The 23250-nt window shown below is 69.1% G+C and carries 22 protein-coding genes and 1 tRNA gene; 12 read left to right on the forward strand and 11 right to left on the reverse strand.

Translation table 11 applies throughout. The annotated features are described in order from the left end of the window. The first annotated feature begins 322 nt into the window (after positions 1 to 322). Both ACIGWZ_RS37525 and ACIGWZ_RS37530 read left to right on the forward strand, forming a co-directional pair. On the forward strand, positions 323 to 1132 hold the full coding sequence (locus tag ACIGWZ_RS37525) for a class I SAM-dependent methyltransferase (protein WP_400072220.1): 810 nt from the start codon (positions 323 to 325) through the stop codon (positions 1130 to 1132). After that, positions 1119 to 1823, forward strand: coding sequence for a M24 family metallopeptidase (locus tag ACIGWZ_RS37530; protein ID WP_400072222.1), 705 nt, complete (start codon positions 1119 to 1121; stop codon positions 1821 to 1823). Before ACIGWZ_RS37525 ends, ACIGWZ_RS37530 begins: the two co-directional genes overlap by 14 nt. Positions 1824 to 1878: 55 nt before the next feature. On the opposite strand, the gene ACIGWZ_RS37535 is transcribed toward ACIGWZ_RS37530, so the two are convergent. Both ACIGWZ_RS37535 and ACIGWZ_RS37540 read right to left on the reverse strand, forming a co-directional pair. Next, positions 1879 to 3081, reverse strand: coding sequence for a hypothetical protein (locus tag ACIGWZ_RS37535; protein ID WP_400072224.1), 1203 nt, complete (start codon positions 3079 to 3081; stop codon positions 1879 to 1881). An 870-nt stretch (positions 3082 to 3951) separates the two neighbouring features. Then, positions 3952 to 4122 (reverse strand): transcriptional regulator, encoded by a 171-nt coding sequence (locus ACIGWZ_RS37540; protein ID WP_400072226.1) that lies wholly within the window; start codon positions 4120 to 4122, stop codon positions 3952 to 3954. Positions 4123 to 4509: 387 nt separating this feature from the next. On the opposite strand from ACIGWZ_RS37540, the gene ACIGWZ_RS37545 reads away from it, so the two are divergent. Beyond that, positions 4510 to 5496: a helix-turn-helix domain-containing protein gene (locus ACIGWZ_RS37545; RefSeq protein WP_400072228.1), complete on the forward strand. Its 987-nt coding sequence runs from the start codon at positions 4510 to 4512 to the stop codon at positions 5494 to 5496. A 366-nt stretch (positions 5497 to 5862) separates the two neighbouring features. Here the strand turns inward: ACIGWZ_RS37545 and ACIGWZ_RS37550 are convergent, their stop codons facing one another. After that, positions 5863 to 6558 carry a DUF4232 domain-containing protein gene (locus ACIGWZ_RS37550; RefSeq protein ID WP_400072230.1) on the reverse strand — a complete coding sequence of 232 codons (696 nt, stop codon included), beginning with the start codon at positions 6556 to 6558 and terminating at the stop codon, positions 5863 to 5865. A 366-nt stretch (positions 6559 to 6924) separates the two neighbouring features. Here ACIGWZ_RS37550 and ACIGWZ_RS37555 point away from each other — a divergent pair, with 366 nt between their 5' ends. Next, positions 6925 to 7620, forward strand: a complete 696-nt coding sequence (locus ACIGWZ_RS37555) for a VC0807 family protein (RefSeq protein ID WP_400072232.1) — start codon at positions 6925 to 6927, stop codon at positions 7618 to 7620. Between the two features lie 212 nt (positions 7621 to 7832). On the opposite strand, the gene ACIGWZ_RS37560 is transcribed toward ACIGWZ_RS37555, so the two are convergent. Both ACIGWZ_RS37560 and ACIGWZ_RS37565 read right to left on the reverse strand, forming a co-directional pair. Next, positions 7833 to 9254, reverse strand: coding sequence for a helix-turn-helix domain-containing protein (locus ACIGWZ_RS37560; RefSeq protein WP_400072234.1), 1422 nt, complete (start codon positions 9252 to 9254; stop codon positions 7833 to 7835). Beyond that, on the reverse strand, positions 9251 to 9826 hold the full coding sequence (locus ACIGWZ_RS37565; protein ID WP_400072236.1) for an RNA polymerase sigma factor: 576 nt from the start codon (positions 9824 to 9826) through the stop codon (positions 9251 to 9253). The genes ACIGWZ_RS37560 and ACIGWZ_RS37565 overlap by 4 nt, the downstream gene beginning before the upstream one ends. Positions 9827 to 10437: 611 nt before the next feature. On the opposite strand from ACIGWZ_RS37565, the gene ACIGWZ_RS37570 reads away from it, so the two are divergent. Both ACIGWZ_RS37570 and ACIGWZ_RS37575 read left to right on the forward strand, forming a co-directional pair. Then, entirely contained in the window at positions 10438 to 11178 is a 741-nt protein-coding gene (locus ACIGWZ_RS37570) for a hypothetical protein (protein WP_400072238.1), read from the forward strand. Further along, positions 11175 to 11558, forward strand: coding sequence for a GntR family transcriptional regulator (locus ACIGWZ_RS37575; protein WP_400072240.1), 384 nt, complete (start codon positions 11175 to 11177; stop codon positions 11556 to 11558). The genes ACIGWZ_RS37570 and ACIGWZ_RS37575 overlap by 4 nt, the downstream gene beginning before the upstream one ends. A 463-nt stretch (positions 11559 to 12021) precedes the next feature. On the opposite strand, the gene ACIGWZ_RS37580 is transcribed toward ACIGWZ_RS37575, so the two are convergent. After that, a complete protein-coding gene (locus tag ACIGWZ_RS37580; protein WP_393721120.1) occupies positions 12022 to 12972 on the reverse strand; it encodes an alpha/beta fold hydrolase in 951 nt (316 codons plus the stop codon). A 130-nt stretch (positions 12973 to 13102) separates the two neighbouring features. On the opposite strand from ACIGWZ_RS37580, the gene ACIGWZ_RS37585 reads away from it, so the two are divergent. Beyond that, on the forward strand, positions 13103 to 13738 hold the full coding sequence (locus tag ACIGWZ_RS37585) for a TetR/AcrR family transcriptional regulator (protein ID WP_393721121.1): 636 nt from the start codon (positions 13103 to 13105) through the stop codon (positions 13736 to 13738). 96 nt (positions 13739 to 13834) lie between these two features. On the opposite strand, the gene ACIGWZ_RS37590 is transcribed toward ACIGWZ_RS37585, so the two are convergent. After that, a tRNA-Gly gene (locus ACIGWZ_RS37590) sits at positions 13835 to 13908 on the reverse strand. 541 nt (positions 13909 to 14449) lie between these two features. Between ACIGWZ_RS37590 and dcd the strand changes: the two genes are divergently transcribed. From dcd to ACIGWZ_RS37610, 4 genes are all read left to right on the forward strand, one after another. Continuing rightward, the gene (gene dcd, locus ACIGWZ_RS37595; protein ID WP_400072241.1) at positions 14450 to 15025 is read left to right on the forward strand and encodes a dCTP deaminase; all 576 of its coding nucleotides are present in this window, start codon (positions 14450 to 14452) and stop codon (positions 15023 to 15025) included. A gap of 41 nt (positions 15026 to 15066) precedes the next feature. Further along, positions 15067 to 15576 (forward strand): phosphoribosyltransferase, encoded by a 510-nt coding sequence (locus ACIGWZ_RS37600; RefSeq protein ID WP_400072243.1) that lies wholly within the window; start codon positions 15067 to 15069, stop codon positions 15574 to 15576. A gap of 282 nt (positions 15577 to 15858) precedes the next feature. After that, complete coding sequence (locus tag ACIGWZ_RS37605; protein WP_400072244.1) at positions 15859 to 16212, forward strand: hypothetical protein; 354 nt, start codon at positions 15859 to 15861, stop codon at positions 16210 to 16212. A 1275-nt stretch (positions 16213 to 17487) separates the two neighbouring features. Next, a complete protein-coding gene (locus ACIGWZ_RS37610; protein ID WP_400072245.1) occupies positions 17488 to 19089 on the forward strand; it encodes a ricin-type beta-trefoil lectin domain protein in 1602 nt (533 codons plus the stop codon). 77 nt (positions 19090 to 19166) lie between these two features. Here ACIGWZ_RS37610 and ACIGWZ_RS37615 read toward each other — a convergent pair whose 3' ends face one another. The 3 genes from ACIGWZ_RS37615 to ACIGWZ_RS37625 all read right to left on the reverse strand — a co-directional run bounded on the left by ACIGWZ_RS37615 (position 19167) and on the right by ACIGWZ_RS37625 (position 21591). Continuing rightward, complete coding sequence (locus tag ACIGWZ_RS37615) at positions 19167 to 20135, reverse strand: Yip1 family protein (RefSeq protein WP_400072403.1); 969 nt, start codon at positions 20133 to 20135, stop codon at positions 19167 to 19169. 110 nt (positions 20136 to 20245) lie between these two features. Further along, positions 20246 to 20749 carry a GNAT family N-acetyltransferase gene (locus ACIGWZ_RS37620; protein ID WP_400072246.1) on the reverse strand — a complete coding sequence of 168 codons (504 nt, stop codon included), beginning with the start codon at positions 20747 to 20749 and terminating at the stop codon, positions 20246 to 20248. Positions 20750 to 20862: 113 nt separating this feature from the next. Further along, entirely contained in the window at positions 20863 to 21591 is a 729-nt protein-coding gene (locus ACIGWZ_RS37625; RefSeq protein ID WP_400072405.1) for a ribonuclease H, read from the reverse strand. A 104-nt stretch (positions 21592 to 21695) separates the two neighbouring features. On the opposite strand from ACIGWZ_RS37625, the gene ACIGWZ_RS37630 reads away from it, so the two are divergent. Continuing rightward, positions 21696 to 22283, forward strand: coding sequence for a GNAT family N-acetyltransferase (locus tag ACIGWZ_RS37630; RefSeq protein WP_400072247.1), 588 nt, complete (start codon positions 21696 to 21698; stop codon positions 22281 to 22283). Between the two features lie 78 nt (positions 22284 to 22361). Here the strand turns inward: ACIGWZ_RS37630 and ACIGWZ_RS37635 are convergent, their stop codons facing one another. Then, a complete protein-coding gene (locus ACIGWZ_RS37635) occupies positions 22362 to 23171 on the reverse strand; it encodes a trypsin-like serine peptidase (RefSeq protein ID WP_400072248.1) in 810 nt (269 codons plus the stop codon). Positions 23172 to 23250 lie beyond the last annotated feature (79 nt).

A 23250-nucleotide genomic window follows, 5' to 3' on the forward strand; every position in this document is an offset into this window, starting at 1 on the left:
TACGCCCAGTATCCGGACGTCCCTCCGCCTTGCGATGCACCGCATCTGACGCCGTGCGCTGATCCACCAGGCATTACGGGACAGCCCTTAGGGCGTGTACCGAACGGGGATCCCGGCCCGAGTCGGTCTCGCTGCCGTGCTCGCGTGAGGTCCGGCCTTGGAGTGGCCTCCAGGTCACATGTAGGAGCTATTTGGGGGATTGCCCCAAGCATTTGCCAGGTGATGTACGAATCAGCATCGCAGTTGCAGTATGGGAGGGATGTGGTTGCCGACAGGCGGGGCGACCTTCCCGATTCCTGCTCACAAGGCGAGGTACGGATCCATGGATGTACGCAGCCTGGACGGCAGCGCAGGTGACGTCGACTACGCACGCATCGGCTCCCGCTACTTGAGCCACCGCCGTCCCGATCCCCGCATCGCCCGGTTCGTCGCGGACGCCCTGGGCGGTGCCCGCACGGTGCTCAACGTCGGTGCCGGCTCCGGGTCCTACGAGTCGGCGGCTCCGGCCGTGACGGCCGTGGAGCCGTCCGAGGCGATGCGTGCGCAGCGCGCGGCGAGCCTGCCCCGGGCGGTGAACGCGGTGGCGGAGAGCCTGCCGTTCGGGGACGGGGAGTTCGACGGGGCGATGACGCTGTTCAGCGTCCATCAGTGGAGCGATGTCGAGGCGGGTCTGCGCGAGATGCGGCGGGTGGCCCGGGGCCCGGTGGTGGTGCTGACCTGTGATCCGGGGCTGGTACGGGACTTCTGGCTGTACGAGTACGCGCCCGAGGTCCTCGACACCGAGGCCCGTCGGTACCCGTCGATCGAGAAGATGGCCGCCTCGCTCGGCGCGGTCGGCAGCGTGCAGTCCGTGCCGATCCCGTTGGACTGTACGGACGGCTTCAACGAGGCGTACTACGGGCGCCCCGAGATGCTGTTGGACCCGGCGGCGCGGCAGGCATGCTCGGCCTGGAGTTTCGTCGACGACCGCGTGCGCGAGCGGTTCACCACGCGCCTGCGTGACGACCTGGATTCCGGCCGGTGGGACGCACGCTTCGGCCATCTGCGCCGCCGGCCGTTCTACGAAGGCTCGCTCGTCATCGTGCGCGCGACACCGCAAGGGGAAGAGGAGCACCACCATGGGCGTACCTGATCGCATGGACGAGGAGCTGCGCGTCCTGGGTCTGGTGGAGGCGCAACGCAAGGCAGCGGCCCTGTTCGCCGAGGTCGAAGCGCGCCGCCTGGTGGCGCCCGGGGCCGGTGAGCGGGAGGTCAGCGACCGGATCCGGGATCTGGCGAACGAGATGTTCGGGACGACGAAGCACTGGCACAAGCGGATCGTCCGCTCGGGTCCGCACACCCTGTTCCCGTACCGGGAGAATCCGCCGGACCGGGTCATCGCGGAGAGCGACATCGCCTTCGTCGACTTCGGCCCGATCTTCGAGGAGTACGAAGCGGACTTCGGCCGCACCTTCGTCTTCGGCGACGACCCGGCAAAGCACCGGCTGCGGGAGGACTTGGCGACCGTCTTCGCCGGGGGCAGGCGGGCCTTCCAGGCCGACCCCGACATCACGGGCAAGCAGCTGTACGCCGAGGTGGAGCGGCTGGCGACCGAGGCCGGCTGGACCCTGGGCGGTTGGCACGCGGGCCACCTCGTCGGGGAGTTCCCGCACGAGTCGATCGACGGCGCCGAGCGGGAGTCGTACATCGTGCCGGACAACGGCCACCCCATCCGTCGCACCGACCGGGCGGGATGGCGCTGCCACTGGATCCTGGAGGTCCACCTGGTGGACGAGGCGAACGGATTCGGCGGTTTCTACGAGCAGTTGCTGGACCTGGCCTGACGGTCGGCGACCGACGACCGGCCCCAGGACCGCCCGTTCGCCGCCGGGAGCGACGTCAGCCGCGTCCGGTGAACTGCTGCCCCACCCCGAGCCGGCGCAGGTCGGCGAGGACCTGCGGGTCCTGGGCGTCCAGCCAGTCGCAGAGCTGGCGGAAGGAGACCATCCGGACGTCCTTGTGCTTGTCGTCGGCGATGTGCTTGATCGTCTCCTCGACGGCGTCCATGTAGATGCCGCCGTTCCACTGCTCGAAGTGGTTGCCGATGAAGAACGGCGCGCGGTTGGTCTCGTAGGCCCGCTTGAATCCGGAGATATAGGCGTCGGTGGCCTGCTGCCGCCATCCCGGGTAGTTGGCCGGCGGCGCCTTGGTGGAGTTCTTCGACTGGTTGGCCATGATGTTGTAGTCCATCGAGAGGACCTCGAAGGAGTGGCCGGGGAACGGCATCTGCTGGAGCGGGAAGTTCCACAGGCCCTGCTTCTTGTCGGGCCAGACCTGGAGGCCGCCGGGCGAGCTGGCGTCGTACCGCCAGCCGCGCCGCCGCGCGGTGGGCAGCAGGTTGTCCTGGCCGAGCAGGCACGGCGTACGGCCGCCGACCAGCTCCTTGCTGTAGTCGAAGGGCAGCGGGTCGAGGTCGGTGAAGCCGGTGTTGGTCCGCCACTTGGTGACGAACGACATGGCCTGCTCGATCTCGTCGTCCCACTGGGCGGGGGTCCAGTGCGCGACCGAGCCCGCGCCGGTGCCGCAGAAGTGGCCGTTGAAGTGGGTGCCTATCTCGTGGCCTTCCAGCCACGCCTCGCGCACGTTCTTCAGCGTCGCCTTGACGTGGTCATCGGAGAGATAGCCGATGTCGGAGGCGCCGACGCGGTTGTTCGGCGGCCGGTACATGCGCTTCTTCGACTCGGGCAGCAGATACAGCCCGGAAAGGAAGAAGGTCATCGAGGCGTTGTGGTCCTTGGCGAGCTTGCGGAACCGGGGGAAAAGGCCGTTGCCCACCTCGCCTGCCCCGTCCCAGGAGAAGACGACGAACTGCGGCGGCTTCTGGCCGGGCTTCAGCTTCTCCGGCGCGGGCGGCTGGTTGGGCTGCTTTCCGGTGTACGCGGTCGAGCCGTCGCCTATCGGCTTGGCCTGCGTCTTCCGGCCGGGCCTGGTTCCGACCTTGTCGGATGCCGACGACCCGGAGGACGAGCAGCCGGCGACGGAGAGCGCGGCCGCCGCGCCTATCCCAAGTCCGAATATTCCCCGGCGGCTGAATTCACGCATAACGGTCCCCGTCGCATTCGTTCGAAGTTCTGGTAAGTGGGGCGCCCAGAGAAGTGGGACGCCTGGAGAGAGGGGAAGGCGGATGTCGAGGTTCCGTTTCGTCCCCAAAAAGAAGAATTTTCAACGGAGGGTCGCGGGCGAATTACGCTCCGAAGCGGCGGAACTGGCCTGGAAGCCCTCGGCGGCCTTCGCGCCCTCCGGCCCGGCCGAGCCTGCCCGTCCCCGAGGTCGCCGCGTGCCCAAAAGCGCAGACGGCGCTCATCTGCAACATCGCCCTGACGTCGCGGCCGTCCCGGCGCGACCGTCGTCGTCCGACGTCATCTCCTGCATCGTGTGCACCCCCTGCTCAATGGGCGGGCCGGGAAGCCGAAGACCGCAACGATCCCTCAGCCGACGCCTTTGATGCATATGACTCTCACGGGGATCACTAGCGCACCGATAACGCCTCACTAACAGCCGCTGCCGCACCAGCGGGCAGCACCGCCCCGCTTCCCGGCGGCCGTGGCGCCGCCGACACTCACGGTCGGCGGCTGCTCTCATCCTCACTCCCCAGCGATTTCTCGCACCCACTCCGACGCGTCTGCCGGAAAAGGCCCTGAGACCTCGTCCGCGCCGGCCGTGTGCAGAAGCCGGCGCAATGCGTCACAAGCGAAGAACGACTCCCCCCGGCTATCGGCCCATACGCGCACCTGCCGGTCCCCTGCCTGCGCCACGTCCCACCACGCCCACCCCCTGAATTCGTTATCGGGATCGAATGCAAAAGCCACCCCTGCAGGTCCCACGACTTTTCACCGACTGCCCCGTGGGGCGCCCCAACGCCCCTGGTTGTCCGACCGGCTTGCCGGGCGCACGGGGGCGCTCCGCGCTGTGTCAGTCGGTCACGGGCCCGACAACGGCGCGCAAGGCGGCGAGGTCTGCCCGGTACGCCGCGCGCCCGTGCGGGGTCAGGCGTAGCCAGACGCATTGGCGGGTGTCGCGTACGGCCTTGCGCTGCTCGACGTGGCCCGCCTCCATCGGCACCGCACCGTGCTTGCTCAGCACGGTGGCGAACCAGACCGTGCGCCGTGCCGCCGGACGTCGACCGCGAGCGCGCGGGCAGGCCCGCGGCGAGGACCTCCGGGAGGGCACCCGACTGCGCGTCAGCGCCATCCGCTGCCACGCGCAGAACGGAAGCCCGGTGCGGCGAGCGCGGTGGCTCGCTCCGCCCCGAGGTGCCGCGCGATCCCGTCCGAGCCGGACGCAGACCGGACCGCTCGGTTCGCCAGGTACGGCACCGCCGTTGGAAGCCGGTGACCGCCAGGCGCCCGCGTGATCCCGGTGCCGGCGGAGCGGGCGGCATGCTGTGTTGCCGCTCATGGCGGCCCTTCTGCGGCCGCCTATTGTTCCTGCTGGATCCTGCGCGACTGTTGGCCGGGGAGAGAAGGGCGCGTGCTGCACGAGACGGTTGTCCGGAGTGACGATGTGCCGGTGGCGGATCGGTTGGCCTACTGGGAAGAATGCGTGGGCCAGACGCATGCCCCGGTGCGGATGAGAAGCGAGTACGCCGATGACTTCCGCGCCCAGCAGCGTGTGCTGAGTCTGGGAGGCGTGTCGCTGTGGCCGGCGACCTTCCAGCAATTGGTCATTCAGCGCACTCCGAAACTGATCCGGCGGTCCGACCCGGAGCTGTACCACGTCTCCCTGGTCATCACCGGGACCGGCGTGGGCACGTGGGACGATCAAGAGGCCATCTACCGGCCCGCTGACCTGCATTTCAACGATTCCGCGATGCCCTGGGAGATCCGCACCGGCAAAGACCCCGTGAGCATTGTGGGCCTGGAGCTCCCCAAGGCAGCCATACCGCTGTCGCGGAAGATGGCCGGCCACACGCTGCCACGACGGGTGCCGGCCCAGCCGGGCATCGGCGCGCTGCTGTCCCAGTTCTGCCTCCAAGTGGCCAGGGACGCCGCCTCGTACCGGCCCGAAGACGGTCCGAGGCTGGGCCAGGTCGCCGTCGACCTGGTCGCCGCACTGTTCGCGCACGCCGCCGAGGACGAATCCCTCGTCCCGCCCGATACCCGTAAGCGCACCCTTGTGCTGCGCATCAAGAACTACATCGAGCAGCAGCTGCACGATCCGCAGCTCACCCCCACTACCGTCGCGGCCGCACACCACCTGTCCACCAGCTATCTGCACCGTCTCTTCGAAGAAGAGGAGGCCACCGTTGCCGCCTGGATCCGCCGGCGTCGACTGGAGGGTGCGCGCCGTGAACTCGCCGACCCGGCAATGCGATGCGTTCCCGTTCATTGCATTGCCGAACGCTGGGGCTTCCCCCGTGCAGGAGACTTCAGCAGAGCCTTCCGGAACGCTCACGGGCTTCCGCCGAGTGAGTACCGGCAGAAGGCAGGCAGCCTCGGCGAGTCCACGGATTGCTAACTGACATGTGGACCGGGTGCTATGGCCAACGCCCCGACCCGGAACAACACTGGCTGTGCGCACGCCCTCCTGCCCCGGTACGGGGACGGGGGCGGCTCGGTGGCGCATCCACCGGTAGCGGCCTGGTTATCCGGCCGATGAGCAAGCGCCTTCACACGGTGTGCGGCCCTGTACGGGGGACAGGGCCGCACGCTACGGGAGAGGCGCTGGATCTGCTGTTCCCGGCCTTGTCGGGCGCGTTCCTCACGTCGAGCGCCTAAGGGACAGCCCTTAGCGCCGGGACCGGCCAGCCGTCGTCGGAGAGACGGGCCTGGGCTTCCCGCTCCATCAGCCAGTTGACCTGCGGGTCGGCGGGCCGATGGGCCGTCAGAAGTCGTACGGCTTCTGGGTGTTCCAGTTCAGCACGTCGGCCTCGTTCCAGCTGAACTGCGGCTTCTCGCCTTGGAGGGCGACGGAGTAGGAGGGGCCGTCGTGACCGTCCGCGCCGCGCAGCGCGAGGGCGAACGACTGCGCCGTGTGGTTCTTCGAGCCGTAGTCGAAGAGGTTCACCGCGCTGTATGCCTTGCCGCCGGGCTGGAGCGTGATGCGCTTGTCGCCGCCGGGGTTGTCCTTCTTCGAGTGCGGCAGTGCGGCGCTGTCGACGTCGCCGAGCTTCACGGCCGGGTACGAGGTGACCCAGCACGGCTTGGTGCCCTTGTTCGACGCGGTGACCAGCAGATGGTCGCCCTGCTGCCCGGCGAATCGGTGCACCGCGGTGAGCAGCATCTCGTCGCCGCGGCACTGCTGGGCGCCGGCCGTCGTGCCCTTGCCCGCGGCCGCCTCCGTCCCGCCCGAGGCGGTCGTCGAGCGCGCACCCTCCTTGGCGTCGCCGCCGCCGTTGGCCTGCTCCGCACCGTCCTGGCCGCCGCCGTTGGACGCGGACCGGCTCTGCGCGGTACCGGCGGCGTTGTCGCCGCCCGCCGCCTTCGAGTCGCCGTCGGCGCCGCCGCAGGCGGTCAGGCCCAGCGCCAGCGCGGCGGTGACGGCGGCCAGGGCGGCGGTACGAATCCGGGAAGTACGCATGATCGGGTTCCCCCTGCTTTCGTGCGGGAGTCTTCTTTGGCCGTTCCCGCGGTGTGGACACCACTTTTCCCGGGGCCACTGACGTTCCGGAAACGCCACACTCACGTCCCGCGAACGCATCGCGCGCAAGCGGGTGAAGCCGAGCCGTGGGCGGCCTGGGGGTCAGCACCACTGACAACGGAGGCGGACCCGGAGGAGCAAGCCGGGCCCGGTCATCGGGGGCGTGTGCACAGGGCCGATCGCGGCGCGTTCCTCCTCAAGTGACGTGCACGCATGACATTTGTACTGCCGGACCGGTGACAGTCGGACCTGCCGGCGCCTCGCCATCGCGCGAAGAATGGGTTTCGCCTGAGGAGGAACGAGACCATGAACATGCAGACGTCGGTGAGCATCGCCGAGAAGAGCCCGGTGCCGACCGGTGAAGAGGCGGCTTCGCGGGCGGGCGAATCGGCAGTCGGCCGACGACGCACTCCCAGCCGGGAAATGGTCCGGACGTTCCTCGGGGATGTGGCGGTCCCGCTCGGCCTCTACTACGGCCTACGCCTGGCGGGGGTGAACCAGTGGTTGGCGCTCGTAGTGAGCAGTGTGGTGCCGGTCGTCCAGCTGATACGGCGGCTGGCGACTGAACGCAGGGTCAGCGGAACGACATTGTTCACGCTGAGCCTCACGGCGTGCAGCGCCGCGGTAACCCTGCTCACCGGTGATCCGCGGCTTCTCCTGGCCAGGGAGAGCTACTTCACCGCGATCCTGGGGCTGTGGATGGCAGGCTCCGTTCCCACCCGGCGCCCGTTCGTGTACATGGCGACCGTCAAACTGCTCCCCGATGCCACCGCCCGCGAGTGGGAAGCCAGGTGGGAAGGGTCACCCGGCTTCCGACGAACCATGCGCGTGATGACCGGCGCGTGGTCCGCGGCGTTCCTCCTGGACTCCGCGGCACGCGTGGTGATGGCCTACACCCTGCCGGTCGACCTGGTCCCGGTACTCAGCTCCGCCCTGCTGGTCGCGATGCTGGTCGTCGTGGTACGGCTCGGTAAGGCCTACGGAAAGCGCCGACTGGCCTGATGACCGGGCCCCCGGGCCACAGCCGGAGCGGCTGCCGCGGCGACAAGGCGGCCGCCCGGCAACGGGTGGTGCGGGAAGCCTGATTGCCAGGGGCAGGAATGACGCGATGTCGTTCCTGCCCTGGCCTCTCGGCTGATATGTGAAAGGACACAAGGCTGTCCACGCATTCCCGGTCTGAATGCGTCGGCAGCCGCACTTGTCAGCCGGCTTTGTCAGCCGGCTTTGGCGAGGAGTTCGTCGAGGGCTTCCACCGCCTTCGCTCCAGACTTCAGTTCAAGCTCATGTGACGAGTGGGTCCGGGCGAGGGAATCTGACGGCCCGCCGATGGTATGGCCAACGTCATTGGGGACGGTGGCTGCCCAGGGGGTGCATGCCGCACTGCGTTCTTCGATGAGACGGTCGAGCAGGTCGACGGTTGAGGAGGGGGACGTGGCTTGGACCGAAAGTTGGCTGAAGAGGCGGCGCTGGGAATCGACTTCTTCTCGCCTGTTCACGAAGACGCCGCCGGATAGTTGTTCGAAATGGGCGATATCTGGGCAGTCCGATTCCTCGAAGCGGAAGATGGTTACGGGATGGCCGGTCCCAGAGCTCTGAGCAAAGGGCAGGATCTGCATCGCAATGTTCGGACGTTTCACCATTGTTCTGATGTGTCGGAGCTGCTCACGCATCACCTCAGCACCACAAGGGGGTCGCTGGAGTGCGCCCTCATCGACGACCGCCCAGAGATGCGGAGGATTGGGTCCGTGCAGGATCTGCTGTCGGCGCAGGCGCAGGGTCACACGCTTTTCGACCTCTTTCGCCGAGGCAGTCGGGTCCCCCAGGCGAGTGACCGCTGTGGCGTAGGCCGGCGTCTGCAGTAGGCCGGGAATGAATTGCGTCTCGAAGGTACGGATCGTTGAGGCGGCCTGCTCCAGGTCCAGGTGTGCTTGGAACCAGTCCGGCATCACGTCGGAGTAGCTGTGCCACCATCCAACCTCATTGCAGCCCCTGGCCAGTTCGACGAACTGGTTGAGGGTGTGCGGGTCGGTGACGCCGTAAAGCTTCAGAAGCGCAAGCAGATCCGCCTCATTCGGGGCACGCCGTCCGCATTCCAGCCGCGCCAGGTACGCACCGGATCGGCAAATGGCCTTTGTGGCCTGCTGGGAGGATAGTTCGGCTGCCTCGCGCAGACGACGCAGTTGGGCGCCAAGCAGAATGCGCTGCACGGTCGGCCCAGCCTTGAGGTGGGATTGCTGGATATCAAGTCCGTCCGGTGCAGGCCGCTGAACGGCCGGGGCATCCGGTGTGGGCGAGATCGCGGCGGCCAATCGGCACGGCCGCTCCAGCGTCGTTGTGCCGGAGCCCGCAGTGGGCAATGCATCGGAGATTTCGTCGAGCATGAGTTGTGCGCCGCTTACTTGGTATCGCACGGCTGTGCGCAGCCAGCGTTCCGCTTGGCGCAGTCGCCCCTGCCCCCGATACTCCATTCCCAGGGCGTATGCATCATGACCGAGCTCCGCCTGCTCTGCCTGGAGCTCCAAGGCTGCGCGTTGTTCCGGCGTCATCGCATCGAGCCCATGCATGACCTCCTCGAAGCCACCGGCCGGCGAGTCGGCCTCAATGTCTCCGAGGCCGTGGTTGTTGTAGTGGGTCATCGCGTTCCACCTCCTACGGGGGGCTGGTAGGTCTCCAGGGATCGCGTTGTGCGCAGGGTGGCCAGCGCTCGTTGAACCAGCTTCTTCACCCCGTCGGCGCTGACCCCCATGAGCGAAGCGGTTTCCGCAACCGACAACTGGTCGAGGTAGTGCAGCCCCATCGCCTCACGCTGCCTGGCGGGTAACCACGACAGTGCCCGCTGGAGGTCAATACGCCTCTCGGTAATCCCCAGTGAATCCAATGTCACGGCACCGGCGAGTGCATCCACATCGTGCGGGTCTGTCAATTCTGCTGTCCCTCTTCGGCGCCAGTAGTCCGCGATCCGACAGCGTGCGCTGCGGTAGAGGGCAATCTCTGGTTTCTCATAGAAAGTGACATAGTGGTCGTAGCGCACAAAGAACATGCGCCAGATTTCCTGACAGACGTCCTCTGCATCACCGTGATCGGGTACGCGGCGTACCACGAATCGCCAGAGGCGTGGATGCTGAGCGAGGTAGAACGCCCGCATCATGTCTCGCTGGTTCACCTCTTGAGCTACCTGGCCGTCGCTGCTGTGCTGCGTGTGGCTCACCGGACGGTGATGCCACTCGTGGAGCCAAGGTCCGAGCGCGAGGTGCGCTGACTGTGCGCCCTGATGTCCACGGACCACTCCCCTGCACCGGTCCGTTGGTGCGCTGACGTGCTCCGGCCGCTTTGCACGAGCAGCTCGGTCACCGCGCGGATCGTTCGTTGTTGATCACGTGCTCGTGTGGCCCGTGCTGTCACCGTGGCCAGGTACAGCACGCCCGAGACCACTGTCGTCACCTCTGTTGGTCCCATCATCCGCGGTCCCACTGCCCCTTGCCGTCGAAGGTACCCATTGCCCCTTTCATCGCCTGTCGCGCAGAAGACGGGTACGGGGGGAGCCAAGTTTCTGCGAGGGACAGCGGAGCGCGTTCGCCCTCCGGAGCGCAGGCGTCCCGTCTCCGACGGTCTGGTCCCCGTCTCAAGTGATCTGGTTCGCCGGCGCGTTGGAGGCGGGCTGTCGCTCGTAGGGACGACGTCTTCCGTGTCCGGGGCGGATCGCCCCACTGCCCGACCTTCTTGTACTGAGTATTTGACACAAGATCCCCGGTGGGCCATCTTGTACCCACAGTTTGTATCTATGGCTTGATACAAGTGCACACATCGGGGGGTCCCCTCATGCTCGACACCGTTCCGCCTGCATCCCGCGCCGACCGCTACGCACACTTCGGCGGCCTGACTGCAGGCGTCCTCCTCTCCCTCTACCTGATCGACAAGTCCGGCGGGCTCGGGGCCGGAGCCCTGATCGCCCTACCCGCGTTCGGCCTCTGCGCCGCGGCTGGTGTACTGCTCGGCGCATACATCACGGCCCGCCCTCACGGCACCGTCCGCACCGCCGCACTCGCCCCGCGCCGGATCCGCGACTACGTCCCGCCCCGGCTGACGGTGCTGCTGCTCATCGAGGCGGCCCTGCTCATCGCGCTCCTCGCCACCGCGACCGCGATCGGCTCCCCCGACGACATGGGCCGGGCGGGACGCGTGCTCAAGATGGCCTGCTCCGGCGTGACCGAGTCCCATGGCCCCTGGCCCGGGTCCTTCTACGCAGGTCCGGCCCTCGCCTCCCTGGCCCTCGGCACCGGCGCCTGCACCTATGCCCTGCGGCACCTCACCCGCCGCCCCGGAGATGACCAGGCGCGCCGGGACCGAGCGCAGGCCATCACCGCAGCGTGGGGCCTGCTGGTCGCCGCTCCCCTGGCCGGCACCGCGTGGAGTGCCGCCGGGTCGCTGCGCGGGCTGAGCTGCGACGGCACACTCGGGAGCATGGCCGCCTGGGTCCTGCTTCCCCTCTCTCTGGTCTCCCTGGGCACCGCGATCTGGTGCCTGTACACCCTCGTCGTGCCGAAGGCGCCCCGGTGGTGACCGGCCCGGCCGTGCGGGTGGACACCGCCACTCCCGTCCCTCCCTACGAGCAGATCCGTGCCCAGCTCGCGACCCTGATCGCCTCGGGACGACTACCGGAGGGCGAACGGCTGCCGACCATCCGGCAGTTGGCATCCGATCTGGGACTGGCTGCCGGCACGGTCGCCCGTGCCTACCGGGAGCTGGAGGCCGCCGGCCTGATCCGCACCCGGCGTGGTGCGGGCACCCGGGTGGCGCCCCCACCCCCCTCGGCCAAGCGCCCTTCTCCCGAGGAACTCGCCTCGCTGGCCCGGCGATTCCGGGATGAGGCCCGGACGCTCGGCGCGGACGACGCGGCGATCACGCAAGCACTGCGTTCCGTCCTGGCGGACACGGACTGAGCCGACCCGGTCCGGAACCCTGGGGCCTGCCCCGGTCCGCCTCCGCCAGGACCGCCACCCAGGCGTGGCCGCAGTTCGACACGACGGAACCCGACCAGCTGAGACAGCTTCCGGCATGCATCCCGTCACCCAGGACCAGTTGTGCATCCGCAATCTCACGACCCCTCAGGCGCAGGTGACCCGCGTCGCAGAAGATGCGTCTCACTGTTCGCGAAATCTGCGCCTCCGTCGTCAGATAGGGCCGGCTGCCCCCTAAGAGATCTGGACAACAAACAAGGCCCAGGCCTCCGACCTGGGCCTTCACTATGGAGCGGGTGACGGGAATCGAACCCGCGCTCTGAGCTTGGGAAGCCATGGTGCGTTGGGCATTCGTATGGCATCTGACCTGTGAAAATGGGGGGCCTTCAAGGAGCCAATGGCTTTGCAGCCGCCACGCCGGTGCCGGTGTCCCCAGCCGCAGGTCCTACGCGTCGACCACGCCGTCGGCCGCGGCCGGGTCGAGGGAGTCGATGTCCTCCATGAAGCTCAACATCCGGGCGTTGATCACGTCGGGGTGGTCGATCTGCGGGCCGTGGCCCGTCGCGGCGATGATCTCGGCGCGGGCTCCGGGGATCAGCCGCGGCACCCTCTCCAACTGCCGCTGCGGGTGTACCAGCAGGCTGCGCTTGCCCATGACGAGGTAGAGCGGGGTCCGGATGGAGCGCAGCGCGTCCTCGGTCAGCGGCAGCGGCGCGGGGCGGCGGATCCGGAAGGCGCGGGCGCCCGCCTGGATCCACCTCCGCAACTCGGGAACGACGAGGACCGGTTGCTCCAGCCAGGAGGCGAGGCGCGGGCGCAGCGCCTTGGGGGCGAAGCTGGCGAAGAGACCGACGAAGACCCAGGCGAAGAAGCGCAGGCCCACCTTCTCCAGGCCGCCGGGGTCGAGGGCGGTGACCGACGCGAGCCGTCCGGGCCGGCGGTGGGTCATGTTGAGCACCAGCCAGCCGCCGTACGAGGAGCCGACCAGGTGGACCCGGTCGAGGCCGAGGGCGTCGAGCGTCTCGTCGAGCCACTGGGCTGCGCGCTCCGGCTGCCACATGGGCTCGCGGTGGATGCTGCGCCCGGCGTCGCCGGGGGTGTCGAGCGCGTAGACGGGCCGTTCGGCGCTGAGCGCGGGGGTGTTGGGGTACCACATCGCCGAGCAGTAGCCCGCGCCGTGAATCAGGACCACAGGCGTACGGGACTCGGCTGCCGGATCCGTGGGGCCGTACCGGTAGACGTGCGTGGTGCCGAAGCTGGTCTCGACGTCCGTCTCGGAGCGGGCGGGCGCACCCATCGCGTAGACGGCGTCGCAGGCGCCGAAGTAGCGGTCGCGCAGCTCGTCGTTCACGTAGCGGCCGACATCGCGGCGCACACGGGTCGTGTTCTCGGGCACGGGGGCACCTCCGGGGAGATCCGTTCTTCGTAATACGACCGTATCACGATGGTGATACGGCGGTACCATAAAGGAGGTCCGGGTTGAGCCGGACCGCGAACCCGACACCGAGGGGCGGAGACACCGGCACATGCCAAAGCACGTGGACCACGAGGAACGGCGCACCCAGATCGCCGAGGCGCTCATCCAGGTCGCGGGGCGTCGAGGGCTGCACGCCGTCGGCATGCGCGATGTGGCCGCAGAGGCCGGCGTGTCACTCCGGCTCGTGCAGTACTACTTCGAGACCAAGGCGAAGCTGCTCTTCTACGGGCTCCAGCTCCTGACCAGCCGCTTCACCGCACGGATGGGCGCCCGCCTCCGCGCCATCGGCCCGAACCCGGGCCCGCGCGCGACCATCGAGGCGCTGCTGCTGGCCTCTCTCCCGACCGACGAGGAGAGCCGCACCTTCCACCTCCTCTACAGCTCCTACTCGATCCTGTCCGTGACCGACGACGCGCTGGCCGCCCAGCCCTTCATCGACAACCCCGACGCCGCGGAGAACGTCCTGACCGGACTGCTCGAAGAGGCCCAGGCGTCCCGCCTGGCCGATCCCGGCGCCGACGCGCGCACGGAGGCGATCAGTCTGCTCGCAATGACGGCGACCATGGGCACCAGCATCCTCGTGGGCCAGCGGAGTCCGGAGTCGGCCGTCGCGGTACTCCATCACCACCTGGACCGGATTTTCGCGACCCCCGAGACGTCGGCGGCTGGGGAGGGGCCAATCTGACGTGCCGTTGCGGCACTTGCGGCACGCGGATGGCACGCGGCTCTGAGGGATTCAGTCAACGAAAAAGGCCCAGGTCGCTGACCTGGGCCTCAACTATGGAGCGGGTGACGGGAATCGAACCCGCGCTCTGAGCTTGGGAAGCTCATGTTCTACCATTAAACTACACCCGCGTGACTCGCTCGGATGAAGAGCGAAGCATCGTCGCACACTCTACCCCATCGCCGACCGTCGGTGCATTTGGCGTTTTCGGGGCGCGGGAACGGTGCCGGTGGGTTCGCCGGAGGGTGGCGTGGGACACGGTCGCGGGGGTGGGATGCGGCTGTGTGGCGCGGGAGTTGGGGCGTACCGTTGGAGCCCGGAGTGCCGCGTGTGAGGCCGCCCAGTTCATCCCCTAATGTGGCTTTTGTTGTCCACGCAGTTGGGAGAGGGACTTGATGGAGCGCACCGTCGTACGTTGTGCCGAGGGCCACGTGTTCAGCACCGCTTCGTTCCCCATGCAGACCACCGACCGGCTCGGTCCCGGGCGGTTGCTGCGTTGCCCGCGCTGCGCTCGGCTGCGTCAGTCGGTGCCCGTGGAGTACGCCAAGCGGTAGCGGGCGGAGCAGACGCAGCGCGAGCAGTACGGGAGAGAAGTGGGAAGGGCCCGGCCCCCTCGGGGGGCCGGGCCCTCGCCGTGCGGCGGGGGCGGTGCGGGCGCGTATCCTCGTCTGCGTGCTTCTCTCAGACAAGGACATCCGGGCCGAGATCGACGCTGGTCGGGTGCGCATCGACCCCTATGACGAGTCGATGGTGCAGCCGTCCAGTATCGATGTGCGCCTCGACCGTTACTTCCGGGTGTTCGAGAACCACCGCTACCCGCACATCGACCCCGCCGTCGAGCAGGCCGACCTGACCCGGGAGGTCGTTCCGGAGGGGGACGAGGCGTTCATCCTGCACCCGGGCGAGTTCGTGCTGGCCTCGACGTACGAGGTCATCACGCTGCCGGACGATCTCGCGTCGCGGCTGGAGGGGAAGTCCAGCCTCGGCCGGTTGGGGCTGCTGACGCATTCGACCGCCGGGTTCATCGACCCGGGGTTCAGCGGGCATGTGACCCTCGAGCTGAGCAATGTCGCGACGCTGCCGATCAAGCTGTGGCCGGGCATGAAGATCGGGCAGCTGTGCATGTTCCGGCTGACCTCGCCGACCGAGCACCCGTACGGCAGCGAGCGGTACGGCTCGCGCTACCAGGGGCAGCGCGGCCCGACGCCGTCCCGGTCGTTCATGAACTTTCACCGGACGCAGGTCTGAGCCGCGGCCGCGAGAGACGACAGAAGGTCTGAGAGAGATACATGAGTGACGTGCGGGAGAACCTGACCTACGAGCGGTTCGGCGGGGCGATCCGGGAGCTGGCGCAGACGATCGCGGACGACGGGTACGAGCCCGACATCGTGCTCTCCATCGCGCGCGGCGGGGTGTTTGTCGCGGGCGGTCTGGCGTACGCACTGGACTGCAAGAACATCCACCTGGTGAATGTGGAGTTCTACACCGGGGTGGGGACCACCCTGGAGATGCCGGTCATGCTGGCGCCGGTGCCGAACGCGATCGACTTCTCGCAGAAGAAGGTGCTGATCGCCGACGATGTCGCGGACACCGGAAAGACGCTGAAGCTGGTGCACGACTTCTGCCAGGGGACGGTGGCGGAGGTCCGTAGCGCGGTGATCTATGAGAAGTCGCACTCGCTGGTGAAGTGCGAGTACGTGTGGAAGCGCACGGACGAGTGGATCAACTTCCCGTGGTCCGTGCTGCCTCCCTGCCGGAAGTCCGGCACACCGATCACGCCGTCGCGCGACGCTTTGTAGAACCCTGCCGCTGCCCTCCTGTCGATGAGGCGCGTGGCCATGGAGGGATCAGCTGCCTGCGGACGCCGGTGCGGACCGATGGGTACGGTGCCGTCGCCCCGCTGACCAGGTCTCCGCGCGACCGCCACACTCAGGGAGTTGTGCCGTCGCCGCGCGGAGAGCGGCAAGCGCCTTGTCTCCGGCCGCCGCGAGGGTGCCGGCCGTCCGGGACGCCGTCGGGTCCTGCGGAAGGTCTCCACCAGTGACGCGCGCAGCCGGCGGCCGGCGGGACGAGCGAACTACTTGCCCGTCGATGTGTCTGTGGTGGCGGGCGGTGTGCCGGTGGTGGTAGCAGCCGCGGTGCCCGTCGTGGAGGCGGCGGATGTGCCTGTGGTGGAACCAGCGGGTGTGGTGCCGGGAGTGGTGGAGGTCGTCCCGGGGGTCGTAGGTGTGGTGCCGGGAGTGGTGGGGGTCGTCCCGGGGGTGGTGGGTGTGGTGCCGGGGGTGGTTGGTGTCGTGCCCGGGGTGGTGGGCGTTGTCCCTGGGGTGGTGGGGGTCGTCCCGGGGGTGCCTGGGGTGGTGGGGGTCTTGTCAGGGGTGGAACCGGTCGACTTGCCCGTGGTGTTGATGCTCGAACCGGGCGAATTGACATTCTGATTCAGAGTGGCGGTCGTCTGGTTCAGAGTGGCGTTCGTTTGATTAGTGGTTTGGTTGATCACCGTCGGCGACAGGCCGAGGCTTGTTGCCTTGGCTTGTGTTGCCGCTACGCCCTGCGCCTTCGCCGCCTGCGCGGAGGCGCCTTGGCTCTTCGCCGCTTGTGCGGCGCTCGTTCCGGCAGCTACGGCGGTGGCGGCTCCGCTTCCTGTCGATGCCGTGCCCCCGGCGCAGGACACGGGGCCTACGGAGAACGGGCCTGCGCCCGAAACAGCGGTCGGTCCGATGCGTCCGTCAGCAGATGAACGCGCAGCCGCCCCACCGGGAGAAACACTGAAGGACGCATTGGGTGCAAAATTCTGGCCCGTCACTGTATTTCCGGAGACCCGGCAACTCTGTTCCGGGGCGGCGGCGGAGGACGGCATGGCACCGATAGCTGAAATACCTCCGGCCAGCGCAACTATCGCGGCCGAGCTCAGCGCGAGTTTCCCTCTCATGGCATTCCCCTTTCGCTGCAGTGCTTGCGATTTCGCCCGCGTGCGATCGTGAGAAGCCGGCCGTGAGCAGGGCATGACACTGATGTAGGGGGGCGGGACCGGCAGCAGCTGAGGCGTACTGGTTCCGCCCCCCTGATCTGGAGCCGCACCTCTGAATAATGAGCGCAATTGGATATCAGCGACCCCACGCAGAACATAAGTCAAGGGTCAATCTTCGGCTTCGGGAAAACAAGAGGTAGATCGACCGATGGCGATGTAGGCAGAATTGCCTCGCCCAAAGGTCCGCTATCCGAGCCGTCCGATCTCCACTATGGCGCCCACGTTCGGTTCGCGCCCGTTCTTCGGGTGAGGGATATGTCGTCGCTCCCGCCACGTCGGATTTTACGTGCTGCCGGATTATTCGAAACCCGGGCAGAAATCAGGGCGGTTATCGGGGCGGTTATCGGGGGAGGGGGAGGCGCCGGTGATCGGCTTGAGGTCGGTCGGATCGGACGGTGCTACCTCATCCCGACCTCATCCCGTTCACTTGCTCCGGGGAGTGGGGGGCGGGGCGTGGGGCCATGGCGCGTGGAGTGCGGAGCCGGCGGTGGTGCGGCCGAAGAATCAGGTTCTTGACGTCTGAGTGATAGCCGACTCCGTTGCTTTGTCAGGGAGTTGACAGGCGGGTCGCCCGCCACCGCGTCCGGCTGCGCGGCTTTCGGCCAATACCGTTCCGGGTGTTCCACCGGTGACTACCTCCGAGTAGAAACCGGCGGTAACAGCAGACCGGTGGGGAGGCCCAATGGTGCGTGCGGGATGGTCGGGTTCGCCGGGGTCGGCGAGCACGCCGGGACGGGTGAGACGGGCGCGATGGGTGAGCAGGCCCAGGTGGCTGGCCCTATGGGCGGCGGTCGGCGCGGTGGGCCTGGTGGTGGGCGGTACCGGTGGGGCCACGGCGGCCACCGCCGGTCCGGTGGTCCATTCGGCCACCGTGGCCGGGAAGCCGTTGCCGCCCGAATTGGAGAAGATCCGGGCCGAGGAGGCCACCAAGCTGTACGGCGACCCGGCGGAACGGCCGGTCGGGGAGCGGAAGACCTCGTTGATCTCGCTGGGCGACAGCGAGATCTCGGGCGAGGGCGTCGGGACGTACGAGCCGGGGACCGACGGGCCCGGCAATTGGTGTCACCGCTCGCCGGATTCCGCGATTCACCGGACGGGCATCGCGGCGGATGTGACCTACAACGTCGCCTGTTCGGGGGCGTACAGCGGGAATATCCGGATCGGCGGGAGCAAGCAGTATCCGGACGAGCTGGTGCAGAGCGACAGCCTGGCGATCAAGGCGCGCAATACGCGGCTGAAGATGGTGCTGCTGGTCGCCGGGGCCAACGATGATCTGCAGTTCGGGCCGGTGATGACGGATTGCGTCGAGCGCTGGTTCCTGCTGCAGGGGACCTGTGAACCGAAATACCAGCCGGGATGGCAGGCGCGGGTCGACGGGTTGGTGCCGAAGGTCGAGCAGACGGTGAACGATCTGCGGACCGTCATGCGGGACGCGGGATACGCGGACGGCGACTACAAGCTCGTGGTGATGTCGTATCCGAGTCCCATCGGCCCGGATGTGGAGGACAATCCGAAATTCCCCGGGAAGCTGCCGGGCGGCTGTACGGGATATACGTCGGATGCGGGGTGGGGGCGTAATGCCGCGGTACCCGCATTCGAGGCGGGGACCAGGAAGGCCGCGCGGGAGACCGGGGCGGTCTATCTCGATGCCTCACGGCTCTTCCACGGGCACGAGGTGTGCATGGAGGACGCCTGGGCCCGTGGGCTGTACATCAATATCTCCAACCCCTTCCCGCCGGACTCGAATTCGGTGCGGCAGTCGTTCCACCCCAATGTGCGCGGGCACGGTGCGTTCGCGTCGTGTCTGACGCAGCTGTACGCGGCGTCGGGGCTGCGGGAGGCGTCCTGCGCGGATCCGGCGAGCACCGGGCAGCCGAAGCTGTACGCCGGGGCCTGGGACGACGCGTACCGGCCGCTGAAGAATGCCGGTACGGGGAGCTGTGTGGATGCCGCCGGCGCGTCGAGTCGTAACGGGACGGCGGTCGGTGGCTGGGACTGCAACGGGCAGCGGAACCAGAACTGGTGGTACGACCCCGGCCAGAAGTCGGTGCATGTGGGGCTGACGCAGGACCGGTGCCTGGACGTCCCCGGCGGGCGGTACGACGCGGGGGCGGCGCTGGTGCTGTGGAACTGCTCGGGAGCGGCCCATCAGCAGTTCGTACGGGCCGATGGCGGGGAGATCCGGCCCGCCGCGGCGGCCTCGCTGTGCCTGACGCTGGGCGGGGCGAAGGAGCCGCTGCGGTTGCAGGCGTGCGACGGGTCGGCCGGGCAGCGGTTCGCCTGACGGTCCGGGCATGCGAAGGGCCCGCTACGGATCGTCGTAGCGGGCCCTTCGGCGTGCGTAAGGCCGGGAGGAACGGGTTACAGCGTGCCGAGCTTCACCAGCGCCAGCAGCGCGACGAGCTGGATGGCGGCGGAGCCGAGCGCCTTGGGCCAGGGCAGGTCGTGCGACTTGCTGACCATGGAGGTGAGCAGGAAGCCGGTCGCGAGCCAGGTCAGCCAGCCCAGGACCTGGACGAGGGGGCTGTCGCCGCCGAGGAACATGGCGAAAAGCAGCCGAGGAGCGTCCGAAATCGTCATGATCAGCATGGTCAGGCCGATGGTCGGCGCCCAGGCGCCGTCGCCGCCGAGCTGGCGGGCCATGGTGTGCGTGACCGTGCCCAGGATCAGGCTGCCGATGACGAACATCACGGCGGTGATCCCCACCCAGGGGATGATGTTGGAGAGGGTGGCGTTGAGCACATCCTCGCGGGCCTTGTCGAAGCCGAAGACCGCGAGCAGACCGTAGATCAACGTGACGGTCAGCGCCGGGCCCCACACCGTGTGGTCGCGCATCTGCCAGAACGTGGGCGCGGGACGCAGCACGATGCCGGACAGCAGCTGCTTCCAGTGCAGCCGGGGGCCGGCCGGCGGCGCCGTCGTCTGGCCGGCGCGGTAGGTGCCGCCGTCCCCGTACTGGCCGTCGGAGCCGTGACCGGGGCCGTTGTCGTACTGGTCGGGGTAAGGGCCGTAGCCGTCCGAGCCGTGCGCGTCCGGGGCCTCGCCGATGCTGAACTGGCGGGTGCTGCCGGGGTTGTTGTCCTGGGAGTACGGCGCGTGCGCCGCCTGCCGGGGGTCGTAGCCGCCGTCGCCGAAGTACTCGGGCTCGCCGTGTCCGCCCTGGGGTCCGCCCTGGGGGCCGCCGCCGTACTGCTGCGGGGCCTGCCACTGCCCGTGCGGAGGCGGGGGCTGCTGCCCGTACGGCCCTTGCTGCCCGTACGGAGCCTGCTGCCCCTGCTGCGCCTGCTGCTGCCCGTCCTGTGCGGAACGGGGATCCCGTCCGCGACCCATCCTGAATCCAGCCACGCCTTCGAAAGTACCTGGTCCCCGGGGATCGGGTGGCCGAGCACGGAGAGTGGGTGGGGTTTGCTGCTGAGCTGTGACATCCCTTAGGGGAAGCGTCAGGGAGAACCCGGAGGAGAGGGCGGGGCGGGCGTCCATCGCAGGGTCAGGTCGGGGAGGTTTTCCATGGTGTCGCTGCCGTCGCCGGTGGCGACGACCGTGAAGCCGTGGTGGGCGTAGAAGGCGCGGGCGTCGGTGTTGAGCTGGAAGACGTGGAGGGTCAGTCCGCCGGGGCTCAGCCGTTGGGCTGCGGCGAGGAGGAGGCTGCCGATGCCGGTACGGCGGACGTCCGGGCGGAGGTAGAGGTGGTCGAGGAGGTCGCCCTGCACGGCGGCGTAGCCGAGCAGCTCCGGGCCGCGGGCCGCGACCAGGGTGTGGCACTGGGGCAGCACGATCTCGCGGATCCAGCGGGTGACTTCGGCGTCGGTGTGCCGCTGGGGCGGGAGGTACGGCATGGCGGCGCGGCGGGACGCCTGATGGACGGCGGCGATGACCGGGGCGTCGGTGGGGGTGGCGGGGCGGATGCGGAGGGGTGGGGCGGAAGGTGTGGGGGCGTCGTCCATGCGGTCATCGTTGGGGCGGGGCGGGCCGGGGGCAACCGGATTACGGCGGTGGCTGCCGACCGGGACGAGCGGCGGGACGGCCGGGACCGGAAGGGGCGGGCCGGTGGGGCGGGTTACGCGTCGTCCGCGCCGCGGCACGCCGGGTGCCCCCAGCCGTCGGCGTTCTTCGCGAGGGGCTCGCCCACCGCATACGAGCGGCCGCAGCGGCAGCGGCCGGGGAACTTGGCCTTCAGGGTCCGTGACGAGGCCCCCGAGGTGCGCCGCCGTGCCGCGGACGCTCCGGCCTTCGCGGAAGAGCCGTTGGTGCGACGGCGGGTGCCGCCGGTGCGGGGGGTGTCGGGCGAGGGCGGCGGCTCCGGGGAGCCCAGCTCGCTCCCGGCGGGCTCCTGGACGGTGGCGGCCTGGCTGGCGGCGCGGTCGGCGAAGTCGTTGAGCGGGTCGCCGTCCACCTGGTGGGCGGGCACGTACCGGAATTCCACCGTGCGCCCGGCGAGCAGCTCGTCGATACGCATCACGAGGCCCTGGTTGGCGACCGGCTTGCCCGCCGAGGTCTTCCACCCGTTGCGCTTCCAGCCGGGCAGCCACGTGGTGACCGCCTTCATCGCATACTGGGAATCCATCCGGATCTCCACCGGTACGGCCGGATCGAGGTCCGTCAACAGCCGTTCCAGCGCCGTGAGTTCCGCGACATTGTTCGTCGCGGTCCCCAGCGGGCCGGCCGCCCAGCGGGTCGCGGTGCCCGCGTCATCGCCGACGACCCAGGCCCAGCCCGCGGGTCCGGGGTTTCCCTTCGAGGCACCGTCACATGCGGCGATCACGCGTTCAGCCATGCGCGCGATGATGTCAGGTGGGCGCCGGGCGGGCGAAACCGCGCCGGGGTGCGGACCCCCGTCAGGACGTCGTCCGGGTGCGGCAGCGCACGACCGGCACGGCGATGATGCCCTCCATGACCTTCACCACCACACCCGTCGTCCCCGCCGGGAGCCTCTCCGCTTCCGTTCAGCCCTCGATCCCTTCGCAGGACGGTGAGTTGCTGTTACGGCCCTGGGCCGATGACGACGTCCCCGTGTTGCAGCGCGCATACGAGGATCCGCTGATCCGGCGCTGGCACATGCAGCGAGTGGCCTCGCCGGCGGAGGCCCGGGAGCGGATCGCGGCCTACCGCCGGGGCTGGGAGCAAAAGCGCGCGGCCCATTGGGTGATCACGCAGGCCGCCGGCGGCGAGGTGCTCGGCCGGATGGCCCTGCGCTGGATGGATCTTCAGCAGGGGCGCGCCGAGTGCGCGTACTGGGTCCTGGCGAGCGCCCGCGGCAGAGGCGTCGCGCCGCGCGCCCTCACCACCGTGGCCGACTGGGCGCTGGACGAGGTCGGGTTCCACCGGCTCGAACTCGTGCACTCGGACCGTAACGAGGCGTCCTGCCGGGTGGCCACCAAGGTCGGCTTCGCCGCGGAGGGCATGCGGCGCAGCGCGCATCTGCACGCGGACGGCTGGCACGACATGCATCAGCACGCCCGGGTGCAGGGGGACGCCTGAGGAACGGACGGGGGAAGCGACCCGACGTTGCCTCCCCCGTCCCGCCCCGCCCCGTCCCCGCCCCGTCCTGCCCCCGCCTCAGCTCCGTACCGCCCGCTCGTACAGCGCCCGCGCCCGTCGGTCGAAGAGCACCGCGACCGACTCGCGGTCGCTGTCGCCGCCGCTCAGGACGCCGATGAGCCGGCCGGGCCGGGCCGCGTCACGGTGGCCCGCGAGCCAGGGGCCGCCGCTGGTGCCGGGCCAGAAGCCGGGGCATTCCATGCGGATCATGTACGGCTCGTCGGGGTCGCGGCGGGTGCGGGTGGTGCAGGAGACGGGGCGGTTGCGGGGGTTGTGGTCCTCGTTGGGGTAGCCGATGACGGTGACGCGGCGCCGCGGGGACGAGGACCAGTCGGGGGCGGCGGCGCCGACGACGTCCTGGATACGGCGGCCGTGCTTGTCGGGGGCGACGGTCAGGAAGGCGTAGTCGCCCTGGTCGTCGTTGTCGTCCCTCCACGGGGTGTTGACGTGGAGAGCGGTGACCTTCCAGGTCCCGTACGGGTAGCGGGCGGACCGGGAGCCGGACCCGGAGCCGGACCCGGCCCCGGAGAACTGCGGGGCGAAGCGGAGGTCCCCCTTGAACGGGCCGGGCTCGTAGCCGTCCGCCGCGTCCTCCTTGTGGAAGTAGACGCAGTGGGCGGCGGTGGCGAGCAGGTTCCGTCCGGGACTGTCGACCACGCTCGCCGTGCACCAGTGGTCGTTGTCGCTGGTGAGGACGCCGACGAAGGGGAGGGGAGCGGGGCGGCCCGCGGCGGGCGGGGGCGGGGCGCCGCAGCCCGTCAGGAGGGTGGCCAGGAGGGGGAGGGCCAGGAGACAGGTGCGCAGCGGGGCGGTGTGGTGCGTAGGCATGACGCACGGCAAGAGGGCCGGGGCCCGCCGCGGGTTCCGGTTTTACCGCGGGGACGGCGTCCCCGGAACGCCCACGGCC

It is taken from the genome of Streptomyces sp. NPDC053427 (assembly GCF_044544985.1).
In the GTDB taxonomy this organism is placed as follows: domain Bacteria; phylum Actinomycetota; class Actinomycetes; order Streptomycetales; family Streptomycetaceae; genus Streptomyces.